This window comes from Klebsiella sp. RCJ4 (genome assembly GCF_009025755.1).
In the GTDB taxonomy this organism is placed as follows: Bacteria; Pseudomonadota; Gammaproteobacteria; order Enterobacterales; family Enterobacteriaceae; genus Klebsiella; species Klebsiella michiganensis.
Genome location: NZ_WCIN01000033.1, coordinates 135,675 through 152,398 on the forward strand (window position 1 = coordinate 135,675; position 16,724 = coordinate 152,398).

Annotated in this window: 14 protein-coding genes; 9 read left to right on the forward strand and 5 right to left on the reverse strand. The window is 59.1% G+C overall.

All coding sequences use genetic code 11. From position 1 onward, the window contains the following. Positions 1 to 64: 64 nt before the first annotated feature. Positions 65 to 628, forward strand: a complete 564-nt coding sequence (gene smrA / locus F8562_RS11815; protein WP_014229559.1) for a DNA endonuclease SmrA — start codon at positions 65 to 67, stop codon at positions 626 to 628. On the opposite strand, the gene F8562_RS11820 is transcribed toward smrA, so the two are convergent. Next, positions 625 to 1,431, reverse strand: coding sequence for an IclR family transcriptional regulator C-terminal domain-containing protein (locus F8562_RS11820; protein WP_004851343.1), 807 nt, complete (start codon positions 1,429 to 1,431; stop codon positions 625 to 627). The genes smrA and F8562_RS11820 overlap by 4 nt on opposite strands. 167 nt (positions 1,432 to 1,598) lie before the next feature. Here F8562_RS11820 and F8562_RS11825 point away from each other — a divergent pair, with 167 nt between their 5' ends. The 6 genes from F8562_RS11825 to pcaC are packed head-to-tail and all read left to right on the forward strand — an operon-like array spanning position 1,599 to position 6,657. Beyond that, entirely contained in the window at positions 1,599 to 2,285 is a 687-nt protein-coding gene (locus tag F8562_RS11825) for a 3-oxoacid CoA-transferase subunit A (RefSeq protein WP_014229558.1), read from the forward strand. Between the two features lie 10 nt (positions 2,286 to 2,295). After that, the gene (locus F8562_RS11830; protein WP_014838643.1) at positions 2,296 to 2,952 is read left to right on the forward strand and encodes a 3-oxoacid CoA-transferase subunit B; all 657 of its coding nucleotides are present in this window, start codon (positions 2,296 to 2,298) and stop codon (positions 2,950 to 2,952) included. A 10-nt stretch (positions 2,953 to 2,962) separates the two neighbouring features. Next, the gene (pcaF, locus tag F8562_RS11835; RefSeq protein ID WP_014838642.1) at positions 2,963 to 4,165 is read left to right on the forward strand and encodes a 3-oxoadipyl-CoA thiolase; all 1,203 of its coding nucleotides are present in this window, start codon (positions 2,963 to 2,965) and stop codon (positions 4,163 to 4,165) included. A gap of 9 nt (positions 4,166 to 4,174) precedes the next feature. Beyond that, positions 4,175 to 5,527, forward strand: a complete 1,353-nt coding sequence (locus F8562_RS11840) for a 3-carboxy-cis,cis-muconate cycloisomerase (protein ID WP_094909305.1) — start codon at positions 4,175 to 4,177, stop codon at positions 5,525 to 5,527. Then, positions 5,517 to 6,284 carry a 3-oxoadipate enol-lactonase gene (gene pcaD / locus F8562_RS11845; protein WP_014229554.1) on the forward strand — a complete coding sequence of 256 codons (768 nt, stop codon included), beginning with the start codon at positions 5,517 to 5,519 and terminating at the stop codon, positions 6,282 to 6,284. Before F8562_RS11840 ends, pcaD begins: the two co-directional genes overlap by 11 nt. Continuing rightward, entirely contained in the window at positions 6,274 to 6,657 is a 384-nt protein-coding gene (gene pcaC / locus F8562_RS11850) for a 4-carboxymuconolactone decarboxylase (protein WP_014838640.1), read from the forward strand. Before pcaD ends, pcaC begins: the two co-directional genes overlap by 11 nt. An 83-nt stretch (positions 6,658 to 6,740) precedes the next feature. Here the strand turns inward: pcaC and fumA are convergent, their stop codons facing one another. Both fumA and F8562_RS11860 read right to left on the reverse strand, forming a co-directional pair. Further along, positions 6,741 to 8,396 (reverse strand): class I fumarate hydratase FumA, encoded by a 1,656-nt coding sequence (gene fumA, locus F8562_RS11855; RefSeq protein WP_089046367.1) that lies wholly within the window; start codon positions 8,394 to 8,396, stop codon positions 6,741 to 6,743. Positions 8,397 to 8,448: 52 nt separating this feature from the next. Further along, the gene (locus F8562_RS11860; RefSeq protein WP_004851326.1) at positions 8,449 to 9,954 is read right to left on the reverse strand and encodes an anion permease; all 1,506 of its coding nucleotides are present in this window, start codon (positions 9,952 to 9,954) and stop codon (positions 8,449 to 8,451) included. A gap of 627 nt (positions 9,955 to 10,581) precedes the next feature. Between F8562_RS11860 and F8562_RS11865 the strand changes: the two genes are divergently transcribed. Then, positions 10,582 to 13,359, forward strand: coding sequence for a flavocytochrome c (locus F8562_RS11865; RefSeq protein ID WP_014838639.1), 2,778 nt, complete (start codon positions 10,582 to 10,584; stop codon positions 13,357 to 13,359). A 67-nt stretch (positions 13,360 to 13,426) separates the two neighbouring features. Then, positions 13,427 to 14,377: an FAD:protein FMN transferase gene (locus F8562_RS11870; RefSeq protein ID WP_014838638.1), complete on the forward strand. Its 951-nt coding sequence runs from the start codon at positions 13,427 to 13,429 to the stop codon at positions 14,375 to 14,377. Here the strand turns inward: F8562_RS11870 and dcuR are convergent. Together dcuR and F8562_RS11880 are read right to left on the reverse strand one after the other, a co-directional pair. Next, complete coding sequence (dcuR, locus tag F8562_RS11875; RefSeq protein WP_004851320.1) at positions 14,358 to 15,077, reverse strand: two-component system response regulator DcuR; 720 nt, start codon at positions 15,075 to 15,077, stop codon at positions 14,358 to 14,360. The genes F8562_RS11870 and dcuR overlap by 20 nt on opposite strands. Then, positions 15,074 to 16,687 (reverse strand): sensor histidine kinase, encoded by a 1,614-nt coding sequence (locus tag F8562_RS11880; RefSeq protein WP_004851318.1) that lies wholly within the window; start codon positions 16,685 to 16,687, stop codon positions 15,074 to 15,076. The genes dcuR and F8562_RS11880 overlap by 4 nt, the downstream gene beginning before the upstream one ends. Positions 16,688 to 16,724: the final 37 nt, after the last annotated feature.

The window sequence follows — 16,724 nt, forward strand, 5'->3', positions numbered from 1 at the left end:
ACGCGTTGAGGAGGCGCCGCGAGACGGCTATAGTAACCACCCGGTAGTAGCTGGAGGAGCGCGCATGAACCTTGACGACAAATCCCTATTTCTTGGCGCCATGGAGGACGTTCAGCCTCTGAAACATAATCACGACGTCCACTGGCACCCCGTGCGCAATACCCGCGCCGCGCAGCGGATTGATCCCCTGCAGCTGGATAACTTTCTGACCACCGGCTATCTCGATATTGTGCCGCTGGCAACCGCCCTTGAGTTTAAGCGGGAAGGTCTGCAAAGCGGCGTACTGGATAAGCTCCGGCGCGGCAAATACGGCCAGCAGGCAAGCCTCAATCTGCTGCGCCAGCCGGTGGAGAAGTGCCGACAGAATCTGTTTGCTTTTGTGGTCCAGGCGCAAAAAGAGGGGCTGCGTAATGTGCTGATCGTGCATGGCAAAGGGCGCGACGATAACGCGCACGCCAATATTATTCGCAGCTACCTGGCGCGCTGGCTGGTGGAACTCCCGGAAGTCCAGGCGTTCTGCGCGGCGTTACCGCACCACGGCGGCAGCGGCGCCTGCTACGTGGCCCTGCGAAAATCGGCGGAGGCAAAGCAGGAAAACTGGGAGCGCCACGCCAAGCATAGCCGCTAGCGCATCAGCAGCGTCAGTTCCCGGGCTGCTTTCTGTAGCTCGGGTAACACCCGCTCCAGCATCTCGTGCGTGGAGACCTGCCCGGCGTGTACGCCGACGTTCAGCGCCGCCTGAATCTGCCCCTGAGGGTTAAACAGCGGCACCGCCAGCGAGCGCAGCCCCATCTCGAGCTCCTGATCGTTAAGCGCGTAGCCCTGCTGGTGCACGCGCTTAAGTTCGGTACGCAGCTTTGCAACCGAATCAACGGTTTGCGGGGTATAGCGAATCATGGTGACCCGGCCCAGCATATCGTTCAGCTTCTCTTCCGGCTGATAGCTCAGCAGCACGCGTCCCATGGAGGTCGCCCAGGCGGGCAGGCGGCTGCCGATGTCGAGATCGATGGTCATAATGCGCGAACTCGACGCGCGAGCGATATAAAGAATGTCGTCGCCGTCGAGAGTGGCGATGGAGCAGGACTCATTGAGCATTTCGCTTAAATGCTTCAGCACCGGCTGCGCCGAACGCGCCAGCGGCGTGGAGGCAAGCCAGGCGTGGCCCAGCGCCAGAATTTTCGGTCGCAGCTGGAAATTTTTACCATCTTCGGCGTAAACAAAGCCCAGTTTGCTCAGCGTATACAGGCAGCGGCGCACCGCCGCGCGCGGAATGCCGGTCTTTTGGCTGATCTGCGAAATTGAGAGCAGCGGGCGCTGCGGAGTAAACGCCTGGATCACCTCCAGCCCGCGCGCCAGCGAAGCCATAAAGTTCGGATCGCCCTTAAACGGATCGCTATCGCCCGTCAGTAAATCATCTGGATGCTTCTCCATTTTCTTCTCCGTATTTGCCGTCGATCACATTCTTTCGCTAAACATACACGATGTTCGATTATCGCACCATATTTCGATTATCGCCCTTGACCAGCATCGTTAAGCGGGTCACATTTTGTGCGAACAACGAATAAAAGTGCGATTACCGCACATACAGGAGCGACCTGATGATTGATAAAAGCGTGTCGACGCTACGTGATGCCATCGCCGGGATCCACGACGGGGCGACCATAATGATTGGCGGTTTTGGCCCCGCCGGGCAGCCGACGTACCTGATAGATGCTCTGATAGAACAGGGGGCCCGTGATTTAACCATTATCAACAACAATGCGGGCAACGGCGAAGTCGGCCTGGCGGCGCTGCTGAAGGCCGGTCGGGTGCGAAAGATGATCTGTTCATTCCCACGTCAGGTTGATTCGCAGATTTTCGATGACCTTTATCGCCGCGGCAAAGTTGAGCTGGAGCTGGTACCGCAGGGCAACCTCGCGGCGCGGATCCAGGCGGCAGGCGCGGGCCTCGGCGCGGTGTTTACCCCCACCGGCTACGGTACGCCGCTGGCGGAGGGGAAAGAGACCCGCGAAATCGACGGGCGTCATTACGTGCTCGAATACCCCATCAGGGCCGACTTCGCGTTGATCAAAGCCCACCAGGGCGACCGCTGGGGAAACCTGGTTTATCGCAAAGCGGCGCGCAATTTTGGCCCGATTATGGCGACCGCCGCGAAAACCACCATTGTAGAAGTTTCGCAGCTGGTGCCCTTGGGCGATCTCGACCCGGAAAGCATCATTACCCCGGGCATTTTTGTGCAGCGCGTCTACTCCCTGGAAAACCTGATTGCCGCTAAAAGCGCCTGAGGAACTCTTAATGCAAAAACTGACTCGCGATGAGATGGCCCAGCGCGTGGCCCGCGATATTCCCGAAGGCGCTTACGTCAATCTGGGGATCGGCTTGCCCACCCGCATCGCCAACTATCTTCCTGCCGATAAAGAAATCTTTCTGCACAGCGAAAACGGCCTGCTGGGGATGGGGCCGAAACCGCTGCCGGGGGAAGAGGATCCGGAGCTGATTAACGCCGGGAAAGAGTATGTGACTCTGCTCAACGGCGGCTGCTACTTTCACCACGGCGACTCCTTCGCCATGATGCGCGGCGGGCACCTCGATATCTGCGTGCTTGGCGCTTACCAGGTTTCCGCCAGAGGCGATCTGGCGAACTGGAGTACCGGCGCGCCCGACGCCATTCCTGCCGTCGGCGGAGCGATGGATCTGGCCATTGGCGCTCGTCAGGTCTTCGTGATGATGGATCACCTGACCCGCGACGGGGAGTGCAAGCTGGTAGAGCACTGCACCTATCCGCTGACCGGCGTCGGCTGCGTCAGCCGTATCTACACCGACCTGGCGGTCATCGATATCAGCGAAAGCGGCCCGGTGGTGCGGGAAATCTTTAACGGCCTCTCTTTTGAGGAACTGCAGCGCATCACGCCGGTGGCGCTGACTTTTGCACAACTGGCGGAAAGCGCGTAAGGAACCTATGATGAATCAGGCATTTATCTGTGATGCGGTGCGGACGCCGTTCGGCCGCTTTGGCGGTACCCTGGCCACCCTGCGCGCCGACGATCTGGCGGCGCTGCCGCTGAAAGCGCTGCTGGAGCGCAACCCGGGACTCGATCCGGCGCGTATTGACGATGTGATTTACGGCTGCGCTAACCAGGCGGGGGAAGATAACCGCAACGTCGCGCGCATGGCGCTGCTGCTGGCCGGTCTGCCGGAAAGCGTACCGGGCAGTACCGTAAACCGCCTGTGCGGTTCCAGCCTTGATGCGATCGGTATCGCAGCGCGCGCGATTAAAAGCGACGAAACTCAGCTGATGATCGCCGGCGGCGTGGAGAGCATGTCGCGCGCGCCGTTTGTGATGGGCAAGGCCGAAAGCGCCTTTAGCCGCACGATGCGGATGGAAGATACCACCATCGGCTGGCGCTTCATTAACCCGCAGATGAAAGCGCTGTACGGCGTGGATTCGATGCCGGAAACGGCGGAAAACGTGGCGGACGATTTCGCCATTTCGCGGGAGGATCAGGATGCGTTTGCGCTGCGTAGCCAGCTGCGTACGGCGGCGGCGCAGGAGGCCGGACGCTTTGCCAACGAACTGATCGCCGTCTCGGTGCCGCAGCGTAAGGGCGAACCGCTACTCTTTAGCCGCGATGAGCACCCGCGCAGCACCACGGCGGAGGCGCTGGCCAGGCTGCGCGGCGTGGTGCGCGCCGACGGTACGGTGACGGCAGGTAACGCTTCCGGAGTCAACGACGGCGCCTGCGCGCTGCTGCTTGCCAGCGAGCAGGCGCTGGCCGCCAATGATTTACAGCCGCTCGCCCGCGTGGTGGGCGTCGCGACGGCAGGGGTGGCGCCGCGTATTATGGGATTTGGCCCGGCGCCGGCGGTACGTAAGGTGCTGGCGCAAACCGGGCTAACGCTTGGGCAGATGGACGTCATTGAACTGAATGAGGCCTTTGCCGCTCAGGCGCTGGCGGTCACGCGCGATCTGGGTCTGCCCGACGATGCGGCGCACGTCAACCCTAACGGCGGCGCGATAGCCCTCGGACATCCGCTGGGCGCCTCCGGCGGCCGTCTGGCAATGACCGCGGCGTACCAGCTGCGCCGTACCGGCGGGCGCTATGCGCTGTGCACCATGTGTATCGGCGTCGGTCAGGGGATCGCGCTGATTATAGAACGCGTTTAAGGAGCCATAATGAGTTTGTTGACCCCGATGATGCGCACCAGTCCGCTGACCGCCTGGTTCAGCGATGCGCAGCGGGTACAGGGGATGCTGGATTTTGAAGCCGCGCTGGCTCGCGCTCAGGTCGAATGCGGCCTCGTGCCGCAGGCGGCGCTTAATCCCATTATTGAGAGTTGCCGGCACGAACACATCGACTTCTCCGCGCTGGGGCAGGCCGCCGCCAGCGCCGGGAATCTGGCGATCCCGCTGGTCAAACAGCTGACCGCGCGGGTTAAACAACGGGATGACGCGGCGGCGCGCTACGTACACTGGGGGGCGACCAGCCAGGATGCTATCGACACCGGCTTTATCCTGCAACTGCGCGGCGCGCTGGCGGAAACGGACTCCCTGCTGCAGCAACTGCTCGACGCGTTAGCCCATCAGGCGGCGCGCTATCAGGATACGGTGATGCCCGGGCGTACCTGGATGCAGCATGCGCTGCCGGTCACCTTTGGTCTGAAACTGGCCGGGACGCTGGATGCGCTGCTGCGCTGGCAGGTGCGTCTGCGAGAGATGCGCTCAAGGGTGCTGGCGCTGCAGTTTGGCGGCGCGGCGGGCACCCTCGATTCCCTTAAAACGCAGGCGCCGCGGATCGCTGGCGCGCTGGCGAAAACTCTCGACCTGCAGCTTCCGGACGCGCCGTGGCACAGCCAGCGTGACCGGCTGCTGGAGGTGGGGGCATGGTACGCGGGCGTCTGCGGCACGCTGGGTAAATTCGCCAATGATTTTTCTCTGCTGATGCAAACCGAGGTTGCAGAGGTGGGTGAACCGGTCGCCGAAGGACGCGGCGGATCGTCTACCATGCCGCACAAACGCAATCCCATCTCCTGCGCCGCTATTTTGACCGCCGCCCAGCGTACGCCCGGGCTGGTGGCAACGCTCTATGCCGGGCAGATCCAGCAGCACGAGCGGGCGCTGGGCGGCTGGCAGGCGGAGTGGGAAACGCTGCCGGAGCTGATAACCCTCGTCGGCGGCGCGCTGGCGCAGAGCGAAGCGCTGGTCCGCGACATGCAGGTCTTCCCGCATAAGATGCGCGCCGACCTCGATATCACCCATGGCCTGATTATGGCCGAGGCCGTCACTCTGGCGCTGGCGGAGTTTGTCGGCAAAGCCGAGGCTCATCACCGGGTTGAGGCGCTGTGTCGCCAGGCGCTGGATGCGTCACGTTCGCTGTTAAGCGTGCTGGAAACCGATCCGCTGGTCAGCGAGCATCTCTCCGCCAGCCGCTTAACTCAACTGCTGGACCCGACAACGGCGACCGGCAGCTCAGCACTCTTCGTGCGCCAGGTTGTGGCGCGCTATAAGGAGCAACGTTATGAATGTTGATTATCAGATAGACGGGCCGCAAGACGCGCCGGTCATCGTTCTCTCTAACTCGCTGGGCACTACCCGGGCGATGTGGCAGCCGCAGCTTGAGGCGTTAACGCAGCATTTTCGCGTGCTGCGCTACGATACCCACGGCCATGGCGCCACCCGTAAAAACGGTAAAGTGACGCTGGCGCAGCTCGGCGAAGATGTGATTGCGCTGCTCGATCATCTTAATATCGCTAAAGCCTGGTTCTGCGGGATTTCAATGGGTGGCCTGACCGGTCTGTGGCTGGGGCGCTTTGCCCCTGAACGTTTTCAGGGGCTGGTCGTTGCCAACACCGCTGCGCGTATTGGCGACCAGGCCGGCTGGCTGTCGCGCGCCCGCACGGTGCGTCAGGAAGGGATGGAAGTGGTCGCCGCAGGCGCCGCGGACCGCTGGTTTACCCACGCATTTCGCCAGAAGACGCCGGAAGTGGTGGAAGCACTGTGTCACCAGCTGACCCATATCGATGCTGAAGGCTATGCGGCCTGCTGCGAAGCGCTGGCCGCCGCCGATCTGCGTGGAGAGGTCGCGCAGATCGCGATTCCGGTGCTGATCGTCGCCGGAGAAAGTGACCCTGTCACAACGGTGGCGGACGCCAACTTCCTGCATCAGCAGATCCCGGTCTCAGAAGTCGTCGTGCTGGCGGCTTCGCATTTATCGAATATCGAAGCGCCGGGGGCGTTCAGCTCGGCGCTGCTGGGTTTTGTTCAGGGGGAAAAGCATGGACGATAAACAGCGGTATCAGCGGGGAATGGAGGTCCGGCGGAAGGTGCTCGGCGATGCTCACGTCGATAAGACGCTGCAAAAGCTGACGCCGCTGAATGAAGCGTTCCAGGATTTTATTACCCGCTACGCCTGGGGAGAGACATGGACCCGGCCGGGGCTCGATCATCATACCCGCAGCATGATCACCATCGCCATGCTGATTGCCCTGAACCGCGAAGCTGAGCTGAAAATGCATCTGCGCGCGGCGTTTAATAACGGCGTCACCCGCGATGAGCTGAAAGAGCTGATTATGCACTCCGCGCTCTACTGCGGCCTGCCCGCCGCCAACGCCACGATGCATCTGGCGCAGCAGGTATTTGACGATCTGGATGCCGTTTAGCCGCCACCCGGCAGGTTTGTCGCACATCTCAGGCCGTCATGCGACGGCCTTCGACGGTTACCCGCCGCCAGGGGCGGGTAATATCATCCTCTTTGCTGCGAACAGCCTGCGCACTGCTTATTCTGGATCTGCTGGAAGAAGTCATTGCCTTTGTCATCCACCAGAATAAACGCCGGGAAGTTTTCCACTTCGATTTTCCAGATGGCTTCCATCCCCAGTTCAGGATAGGCCACGCACTCCAGGCTCTTGATGCTCTGCTGCGCCAGCACCGCCGCCGGGCCGCCGATGCTGCCGAGGTAAAAACCGCCGTGCTTGTGACAGGCATCGGTGACCTGCTGGCTGCGGTTGCCTTTGGCCAGCATCACCATGCTTGCGCCGTGGGATTGCAGCAGGTCGACGTAAGAGTCCATGCGGCCTGCGGTGGTGGGGCCAAGGGAGCCGGACGCATAGCCTTCCGGGGTTTTCGCCGGGCCGGCGTAGTAGATCGGATGATCTTTGACGTACTGCGGCAGTTCTTCACCGTTATCGATAAGCTCTTTCAGCTTCGCGTGGGCGATATCGCGGGCCACAATAATGGTGCCGTTGAGCGTCAGACGCGTCGAGACCGGATGGGCGGAAAGCTGGGCCAGAATCTCGCTCATCGGCTGATTAAGATCGATGCTGACGACCTTGCCTTCGCCCTGCTGGCGCAGATGTTCGGGAATATACTGACCCGGGTTGCTCTCCAGTTTCTCAATCCAGATCCCCTGGCGGTTGATTTTGGCTTTGATATTGCGATCCGCCGAACAGGAGACGCCCATGCCCACCGGGCAGGAGGCGCCGTGGCGCGGCAGGCGGATGACGCGGATATCGTGGGCGAAGTATTTGCCGCCGAACTGCGCGCCGAGACCGAGGTTTTGCGCCTCCACCAGCAGTTCCTGCTCCAGCTGAATATCGCGGAAGGCCTGGCCGTGTTCGTTGCCTTCGGTCGGCAGTTCGTCGTAATAGTGGGTAGAGGCCAGCTTCACCGTTTTTAGCGTCGCTTCTGCCGAGGTACCGCCAATCACAAAGGCGATATGGTACGGCGGGCAGGCGGCGGTACCGAGCGTGCGCATCTTCTCAACGAGATAGTTTTTCAGCTTCGCCGGAGTGATTAACGCTTTGGTTTCCTGATACAGATAGGTTTTGTTGGCCGAGCCGCCCCCTTTGGCCATACAGAGAAATTTATATTCGTCGCCGTCGACGCTGTAGAGGTCGATTTGCGCAGGCAGGTTAGTCCCGGTGTTGACCTCTTTGTACATATCCAGCGCGGCGTTCTGCGAATAGCGCAGGTTATCCTCGGTATAGGTGTTATAGACGCCGCGGGCGAGGGCCGCTTCATCACCGCCGCCGGTCCACACGCGCTGGCCTTTCTTACCCATAATAATCGCCGTGCCGGTATCCTGGCAGGTGGGCAGCACGCCTTTGGCCGCGATTTCAGAGTTGCGCAGGAACTGCAGCGCCACGTACTTATCGTTATCGCTGGCTTCAGGGTCGAGAAGGATCTGCGCGACCTGTTTTTGGTGGGAAACGCGCAGCATAAACGCCGCATCGTGGAAGGCCTGCTGTGCCAGAAGGGTGAGGGCCTGAGGGGCTACTTTGAGGATCTCCTGGCCTTCAAATTCGGCCACGGACACGTGCTCTTTGCTCAGCAGATAGTATTCAGTCTTATCTTTTGCTAGCGGAAAGGCTTCCTGATAGACAAATGGTTTAGTCGACATTGCTTTGCTCCCTAAGAGTAAAACCGCCGGGGTTCGGCCCGACGGTTATGAATCAGAACATCATGGACATCCACGGATAGCCAATCAGCAGCAGGGCGGCCAGGAAGATGGCGCCGAAAATGGTGCCGAGACGCCAGTAGTCTTTGGTCGGCAGATAGCCGCTGCCGTAGTAGATTGGGCTGGGGCCGGTACCGTAGGGGGTGATAATCCCCATCACGCCGAGCGAGGTCACCATCAGCAGTACGAACACCTGCATATTCATCCCCGGAATCGTGGAGGCGATAGTCAGCATGGCCGGCAGCAGCGCGGTGGTGTGCGCGGTGGTGCTGGCGAACAGATAGTGCAGCAGATAGAACGCCAGCAGCAGGACGACGGTTGCGACGCCCGGGGAGATGCCGCTCATCAGCGCGCCGCCTTCTTTACCCAGCCAGGCGATAAAACCGGTGGAGGAGAGGCCGTCGGCCAGCGCCACCAGGGTCGCGAACCAGGCAAAGGTATTCCACGCCGCTTTGTTGCTGGTGATGTCATTCCACGAAAGTACGCCGGTCCACAGCATCAGCACGATAACCAGCAGGGCGGCCAGCGCCGGTTCAATCCATTCGGCGGCGAAGATCCACATCATCAGCGCAAAGCAGACGAAGACCAGCAGCAGAATTTCATTGCGCGACAGGCGGCCAAGTTTTTCCAGCTCGCGGGCGGCCCACAGCGGCACTTCATCGTTGACTTTCACTTCCGGCGGGTAGAACCAGTAGGCCAGCAGCGGCATTGCCAGAATCAGCAGGATACCCAGCGGCAGGAAGGCGATAAACCAGGTGCCCCAGGAGATATTAATGCCGACGATGCTTTTCACCAGCGCCAGCGCCAGCAGGTTCGGCGCCAGTGCGGAGAGAAACATCGAGCTGGTGATACAGGCGGCGGTAATGGCCACCCACATCAGGTAGGAGCCGATACGGCGCGCGCTCGGGTCGTTGGGCTTAGAGCCGTACAGCGGCGGCAGGTTAGCGATAATCGGGTAGATAGTCCCCCCGCTGCGCGCGGTGTTGGAGGGGGTAAACGGCGCCAGCAGCAGGTCGGCGAAGGTAATGGCGTAGCCCAGCGTCAGGCTGCGGCGGCCGAGATACTTCACCAGGATCAGCGCCAGACGGCGGCCAAACTGGGTCTTATCGTAGCCGGCGGCAAACATAAAGGCGCCGAAGATAAGCCAGACGGTGGAGTTACCGAAACCGCTCACCGCCCATTTAAAGGAGGCGCCGGCAAGCTTGAACCCTGGCGCGGCCAGCTGTTCAGGGCTGAACAGCAGCCACTGGCTGCACAGCGCAATCACCACCACGCCGGTAATACCGATGACCGCGCCGGGCAGCGGTTCGAAGATCAGACCGACGATCACGCCGACAAAAATGGCAAAGTAGTGCCAGGCGTAAGGGGGAAGGCCGTCGGGCACCGGGACGAATAAGAGTAAGACGGCAACGATAATGGGCATCGCCATCATCAGCAGACGTTTATAAGCAGCATTTGTTGCTGCACCGGCAGGCGGTATGGTTGTCTTTTTCTCTTTCATAATGAGTATCTGCAAGTAGTTAAAAATAGGGTTTGGTCATCGCTTAACCGTTCGATTTCTTTAGTTGCAAAAGTTTCTTTAATTATTAATTGTCGATTTTGGTTATTGCGCTGGCCGTTATTTAACGCTCTTCGTTGGGCGTTAAATTAAAATATTGGGTTATTTATATATTGCGCTTTCATGCGCCGTTGCAATTGATTTAGATCAAAAAAAGCGGGTTGTTAGCCACTTTTTTATTATTACGGATAACCCTGTTTAGTGAGGTGTTTATTTGTCTGAAATTTGGCTTAATGTTAAATCACGAATGATTTCATGAACTGATTATTTATTTATATTATTGAATTTTATCATTTTATTTTGGTATCTTCCTGGCGATGCATGTTAAAAATGGTTTCAGATTTGTTATTGGTTATATCCACTATGTGAACGAATTATATTTAATTAATAATACAAAGGAGGTATCGATGTTATTGTTGGTATTAAATAGTTTTTTAACTAACGTAATTATTTTGGTAACTAAAAAAAGCGCTATATTATTGGCATGACTTAAGGGATTACCAAATACAAACAAAAACAATTCCGTCACCCAATTCTCAATTTTCAATATTTAAAATCTGGAGCGTCATTATGACCAGTCATCCACGAATTTTGCGTCCTTTTACTTTACCGAACGGTACTGAGCTTAAAAACCGCCTGTTAATGGCGCCGATGACCACCTGCACCGGTTATTTTGACGGTACCGTGACCAGCGAACTGGTTGAGTACTACCGCGCTCGCGCAGGCAGTATCGGCACCATTATCGTTGAATGCTGCTTTATTGATGACTACGGTCTGGCGTTCCCCGGGGCCATCGGTATCGATAATGATGAAAAAGTGGCTGGCCTGGCGAAAATTGCCGCCGCTATCAAGGCGGAAGGGTCAAAAGCGATTCTGCAGATCTACCACGGCGGCCGGATGGTCGACCCGCAGCTTATCGGCGGACGCCAGCCGGTGGCCCCGAGCGCGATTGCCGCGCCGCGCGATGGCGCAGCAACCCCCCGCGCGCTGAGCGGCGCTGAAGTCGAGGGCATGATCGCGAAGTTTGGCGAAGGCGTACGCCGCGCCATTCAGGCCGGTTTCGACGGCGTCGAGATTCACGGCGCGAACACCTATCTGATCCAGCAGTTTTATTCGCCAAACTCTAACCAGCGCGACGATGAATGGGGCGGCAGCCGCGATAATCGCGCGAAATTCCCGCTGGCGGTACTGGACATCACCCACAAAATGGCCCGCCAGTACGCCGATGATGCCTTTATTATCGGCTACCGGTTCTCCCCGGAAGAGATGGAAGTCCCCGGTATCCGTTTTGCTGACACCATGTATCTGCTGGAAAAGCTGGCCGCCCGCGGCGTCGACTATCTCCACTTCTCGGTTGGCGCCACGCTGCGCCCGTCGATTGTCGATACCACCGATCCCACGCCGCTGATTGAAAAATATTGCGCCATGCGCTCTGAAACCCTGGCTCAGGTGCCGGTGATGGGCGTGGGCGGGGTAGTGAACGCGGCCGATGCCGAGCAGGGTCTGGAGCACGGCTACGACCTGATGGCGGTGGGCCGCGCCTGTATCGCGTATCCTGACTGGACGGCGCGCATTGCCGCTGGCGAAGATCTGGAGCTGTTTATTGACAGCACCCAGCGCGAAGCGCTGAACATCCCGGAACCGCTGTGGCGCTTCTCGCTGGTGGAGGCGATGATCCGCGATATGAGCATGGGCGACGCCAAATTCAAACCGGGGATGTTCGTCGAAACCGTTCAGGACGACGCTAACGAGCTGGTGATAAACGTCAGCCTGGAAAACGACCGCATTGCCGATATCGCACTGGCGGCAAGCCCGGTACAGACCGTCGAGTTCACCACCAGCTTTGAAGAGATCCGCGAGCGGATCCTCAGCGCCAACACCCCGCACGTGGATGCGATTTCCGGCGCAACCAGCCAGAGCGAAGCGGTGAAAAAGGCGGTTTCCAAAGCGATGCTGAAGTCCAGTAAAGCGCTGGCCGCCGAAGAGGGCGCGGGCGATGCGGCGCCGAAAAGCTACGATGTGGTGGTGGTCGGCAGCGGCGGAGCCGGTCTGGCGGCCGCGATTCAGGCACACGATGAAGGCGCGAGCGTTCTGATCGTTGAAAAAATGCCGACCATCGGCGGTAACACCATTAAAGCTTCTGCCGGGATGAACGCCGCAGAGACCCGCTTCCAGCGCGTGAAAGGTATTGAAGATAGCAAAGAGCTGTTTTACCAGGAAACGCTGAAAGGCGGTAAGAACAAAAACGACCCGCAGCTGCTTCGCCGCTTCGTGGAGAATGCGCCGGAAGCCATTGAGTGGCTGGCGCGTCGCGGCATTATGCTTAACGATATCACCACTACCGGCGGGATGAGCATCGACCGCACCCACCGTCCGCGCGACGGGTCGGCGGTCGGCGGCTACCTGATCAGCGGCCTGGTGCGTAACATCACCAAACGCGGTATCGATGTCCTGCTGGATACATCGGTGGTAGAGATCCTGATGACCGACGATGAGGTGAGCGGCGTGCGCCTGCTCACCGATGAAAACGAATCCGTTGTGGTACAGACGAAGAGCATCGTGGTGGCTACCGGCGGCTTCAGCGCCAACAGCGCGATGGTGGTGAAATACCGCCCGGATCTGGCGGGCTTTGTGACCACCAACCATAAAGGGGCGACCGGCGGCGGTATCGCGCTGCTTGAACGCATCGGCGCGGGCACCGTGGATATGGGTGAAATTCAGATTCACCCGACCGTCGAGCAGCAAACCTCGTACCTGATTTCCGAGTCGATTCGCGGCGGCGGGGCGATACTGGTGAACCCGCAGGGCAACCGCTTCTTCAACGAAATGGAGACCCGCGATAAGGTTTCCGCCGCGATTATCGCGCTGCCTGAGCACTTCGCCTATATCGTCTTTGACGAGCACGTCCGGGCGAAAAACAAAGCCGCCGATGAGTACATCGCTAAAGGTTTCGTCACCAGCGCCAGCTCGCCGCGTCAGCTGGCGGAGAAACTGGGGATGGATTACCATGCTTTTCTCAATACGCTGGAACGCTACAACGGCTTTGTTGAAAAACAGCATGACGATGACTTTGGCCGTACCACCGCGCTGCGTGCGCCGATCAATGAAGGCCCTTACCATGCGATTCGTATCGCTCCGGGGGTACACCACACGATGGGCGGCGTGACCATTAACACCGATACCGCGGTGCTGAATGCCGGTCATCAGGTGATTGCGGGCGCTTTTGCCGCGGGCGAAGTGGTTGGCGGCATTCACGGCGGTAACCGCATCGGCGGTAACGCGGTGGCCGATATCATTATCTTCGGGACTCTCGCGGGCCATCAGGCGGCGAAACGCGCCAGAGGTTAAGCGTCAGCGACACCCGCCGGGCTGGCAAATAGACGGCCCGGCTTCTTATCTCTCTGAGGAGTGCGATATGTCCGACAACCGCGTCTACAGCTACTCCGCCGTACTGATGGGTTCGCCCATTCTCCTCAAGCTCTACGTTCACGATGAACCGCTCGCCTCCCGCGTCTTTCAGCTGATTAAAGGCTATGAAGATCTTTTCACCGTTAACCGCGCGCACTCCCAGGTGATGGATATCAACCATGCCGCCGGGCGGCATCCGGTGACGGTGAGCCGCCCGGTGTATGCGCTGATTAAATGCGCCAAAGCCGCCAGCATGGTGCGGGACAGCGCGTTTAACCTGGCGATCGGCCCGCTGGTGAAGCTGTGGCGCGTTGGTTTTCAGGGCCAGAGCGTGCCCGCCCCGCAGGATATTGCCGCTCGCCTGACGTTAACGCGTGCGCAGGATGTGATCCTCGACGACGCCGCCAGCAGCGTCTACCTTGCGCGGACGGGAATGGAGATCGATCTTGGGGCCATCGCGAAAGGCTATATCGCCGACCGGGTGCGCGACTATTTGCGGCAGCAGGGCGTGAACGCCGCGCTGATTAATCTCGGCGGCAATGTCCATACCCTGGGCGAATGGTCTATCGGGCTGAAAAAACCGTACTCAGCGGCGGATGCGCTGATTGGCAGCATTGCGGTGGCGGGGCAATCGGTGGTGACCTCGGGCATTTACGAACGCTACTTCGAGCAGGACGGCAAACGCTGGCACCATATTCTCGACCCGCGCAGCGGCTACCCGCTGGATAACGAGCTGGAGAGCGTAACGATTATTTCCGCCGACTCGCTGGACGGCGATATCTGGACCACCCTGATCTACGGTCTTGGCGTAGAGAAAGGCTGCGCGGCGCTGCGCCAGCGCGAGGATATCGAAGCGATTTTCGTCACTAAAAATCGCGACGTTATCCTCTCTTCACAGCGTCGTTTCCGCTTTCAGCTGCTGGATGACGGTTACCGGCTTACTGGCTGTACTGCTTAAGCAGGCCGTACTGCTCCGCTATCAGGTGGTAGCGGTACACCGGACGTCCCGTGGCGCCGTAGTGGATACTGGTGTACAAAATATTAATTTGCGCCAGCCAAATCAGGTATTTGCGGCACGAAACCCGGGATATATTTACCGCTGCCGCCAGCTCGTCGGTGGAGAACTCCACGTCCGGATGGGCATCAATCCACTGACAGAGGGTGCGCAGCGTCTGGGGCGTCAGGCCTTTCGGCAACTTGCGGGCGTCAGCGGCTTCCGGTACGCCGCCGTGCAGCAGCCGGTCGACATCCGCTTGTTCATAATAGGGTTGACCGGTCATCAGCTTACGCTTTTCGCGCCAGGCGGTGAGCGCCTCTTCAAACCGTGGAAACTGGAAGGGTTTGATCAGATAGTCCACCACGCCGTAGCGCATCGAGGCCTGAACCGTCGCGGCATCCGCGGCGGAAGTAATCATAATCACGTCGATGGCCCGTCCGGACGCGCGAATGGCGGGCAGCAGATCCAGACCGCTATCCTGCTGCATATAGACATCCAGCAGCACCAGGTCTATCTCCAGATCCTTGTCGTTAATCATCTCCCTGGCTTTACTCAACGTAGACGCCGTGCCGCTGCAGCGGAAGCCGCTGACCCGTCCCACGTACAGGCGGTTCAGTTCGGCAACCATGGCATCATCGTCAACAATTAATACATTTATCACGCACTTTTCCTTTTACTGTCCCACGGGAGATGAACAAAAAATTGAGTAAATACGCCGGGTTCGGATTCCACGGCCAGCGATCCGCCCAGTTCGCGAAGCTGCTGGCTGGCGAGAAACAGCCCGACGCCGCGGTTTTCGCCTTTGGTGGAGAAGCCTTTATTAAAAATATCATCGATAAACGCTTCCGGGATACCGGGACCATCATCGCTGACTTCGCCGCTTAACCAGCCGTTCTGGTAATGCAGCAGCAGGCCGACTTCGCCTTCGGCCTGGCCGCTCATAGCATCCAGCGCGTTTTCGATTAAATTACCCAGCACCGTAACCAGTACGGTGACCTGTTTTTCATTCGGGCAGTCCGGCACCAGGCTCTCTTCGGCGAGAGTGAGGGTAAAACCCCGCTCCTTAGCGCGCTGAATTTTACCGATCAAAAAGCCTGCCACTACCGGTGATTTAATCCGGTGCTGGATTTCGCCGATATCCGCCTGATAGGTGTGGGCGGTCTGCAGCACGTACTCTTCCAGCTTATCGTAGCTTTTCATATTCAACAGGCCGAGGATCACGTGCAGCTTATTCATAAATTCATGGGATGTGGTACGCAGGGCGTCCACATAGTTCACCATCCCGTCAAGCCGCTGCAGCAGCTGGCTGACTTCGGTTTTGTCACGGAAGGTGCTGATGGCGCCGACCACGTCATCCTCGTCGCGGACGGGGACCGTGTTGCTGATCAGCAGCAGACCGTTACAGCCCAGCTCCCGATCGTAAATCGGCTCGCCGGTTTGCAGCACTTCCTGCAAATCCGCCAGCAGCGGCGTTTGCGCGATATCGTTCCCGGGGCCGTTAAACAGAATGTCGCGCGCGGCGGGGTTAATCAGCGTCACCTTGCCGTCCGTATCCACCGCCACGACGCCCTCTTTTAATGAGTGCAGCATCGCCTGGCGCTGCTGGAACTGCGTTGAGATCTCCTGCGGCTCAAGGCCCAGCAGGACGCGCTTCAGGCCGCGAACCAGACTCCATGTACCGACGGCGCACACGAGCGCGCTGAACAGCACGGTCAGAATCACATCCCAGCGGCTGGCGGCGATCTGCGTATCGACTTTGCTCAGCGAAATGCCAATCGCCACCACGCCGATTTGCCGGCGGCTATCGTCAAACACCGGGGTGAAGACGCGCAGCGCCGGAGCCAGCACGCCGTGGTTAACGGCAACGTTCTCTTTGCCCGCCAGCGTGGGCCGGATGTCATCGCCGATAAAAGGTTTGCCGATAATCTGGCTATTGGGATGCGAGTAGCGAATGCCGTCCATATTGGTGACGACGGCAAACAGCAGGCCATTGCGCCGGGTGACGGCCAACGCTAGCGGCTGAATAATGCCGCTGTCCGGCGGCAGCGTCAGGCCGCGCTTGACTTCCGGGGTATCGGCCAGCGTCCGCGCCACCGCCAGCGCCGTATCTTTCACGCCGTCGCGGGTGGCGCCGCTAATCTGCATAAACCACAGGGCATAGACCAGAATCAGTACTGAACCGATGACGCTGCCGATCATTAAGGTCACGGCGGTGCTCAGCTTCATGCTCATTGCGCGTTTACGCGCGGGCTGCTGCGCGAATTCATTCATACCGACCCCAGGAGAAAACGGATAGAGGCGTATTATC

Bases quoted from the DNA above. Each gene is read 5' to 3' on its own strand.
- pcaC (WP_014838640.1), top strand. From the start codon at position 6,274: ATGGACGATAAACAGCGGTATCAGCGGGGAATGGAGGTCCGGCGGAAG.
- smrA (WP_014229559.1), top strand. From the start codon at position 65: ATGAACCTTGACGACAAATCCCTATTTCTTGGCGCCATGGAGGACGTT.
- F8562_RS11825 (WP_014229558.1), top strand. From the start codon at position 1,599: ATGATTGATAAAAGCGTGTCGACGCTACGTGATGCCATCGCCGGGATC.
- pcaF (WP_014838642.1), top strand. From the start codon at position 2,963: ATGAATCAGGCATTTATCTGTGATGCGGTGCGGACGCCGTTCGGCCGC.
- pcaD (WP_014229554.1), top strand. From the start codon at position 5,517: ATGAATGTTGATTATCAGATAGACGGGCCGCAAGACGCGCCGGTCATC.
- F8562_RS11830 (WP_014838643.1), top strand. From the start codon at position 2,296: ATGCAAAAACTGACTCGCGATGAGATGGCCCAGCGCGTGGCCCGCGAT.
- F8562_RS11840 (WP_094909305.1), top strand. From the start codon at position 4,175: ATGAGTTTGTTGACCCCGATGATGCGCACCAGTCCGCTGACCGCCTGG.
- F8562_RS11860 (WP_004851326.1), bottom strand. From the start codon at position 9,954: ATGAAAGAGAAAAAGACAACCATACCGCCTGCCGGTGCAGCAACAAAT.
- fumA (WP_089046367.1), bottom strand. From the start codon at position 8,396: ATGTCGACTAAACCATTTGTCTATCAGGAAGCCTTTCCGCTAGCAAAA.
- F8562_RS11820 (WP_004851343.1), bottom strand. From the start codon at position 1,431: ATGGAGAAGCATCCAGATGATTTACTGACGGGCGATAGCGATCCGTTT.
- F8562_RS11865 (WP_014838639.1), top strand. From the start codon at position 10,582: ATGACCAGTCATCCACGAATTTTGCGTCCTTTTACTTTACCGAACGGT.
- F8562_RS11880 (WP_004851318.1), bottom strand. From the start codon at position 16,687: ATGAATGAATTCGCGCAGCAGCCCGCGCGTAAACGCGCAATGAGCATG.
- F8562_RS11870 (WP_014838638.1), top strand. From the start codon at position 13,427: ATGTCCGACAACCGCGTCTACAGCTACTCCGCCGTACTGATGGGTTCG.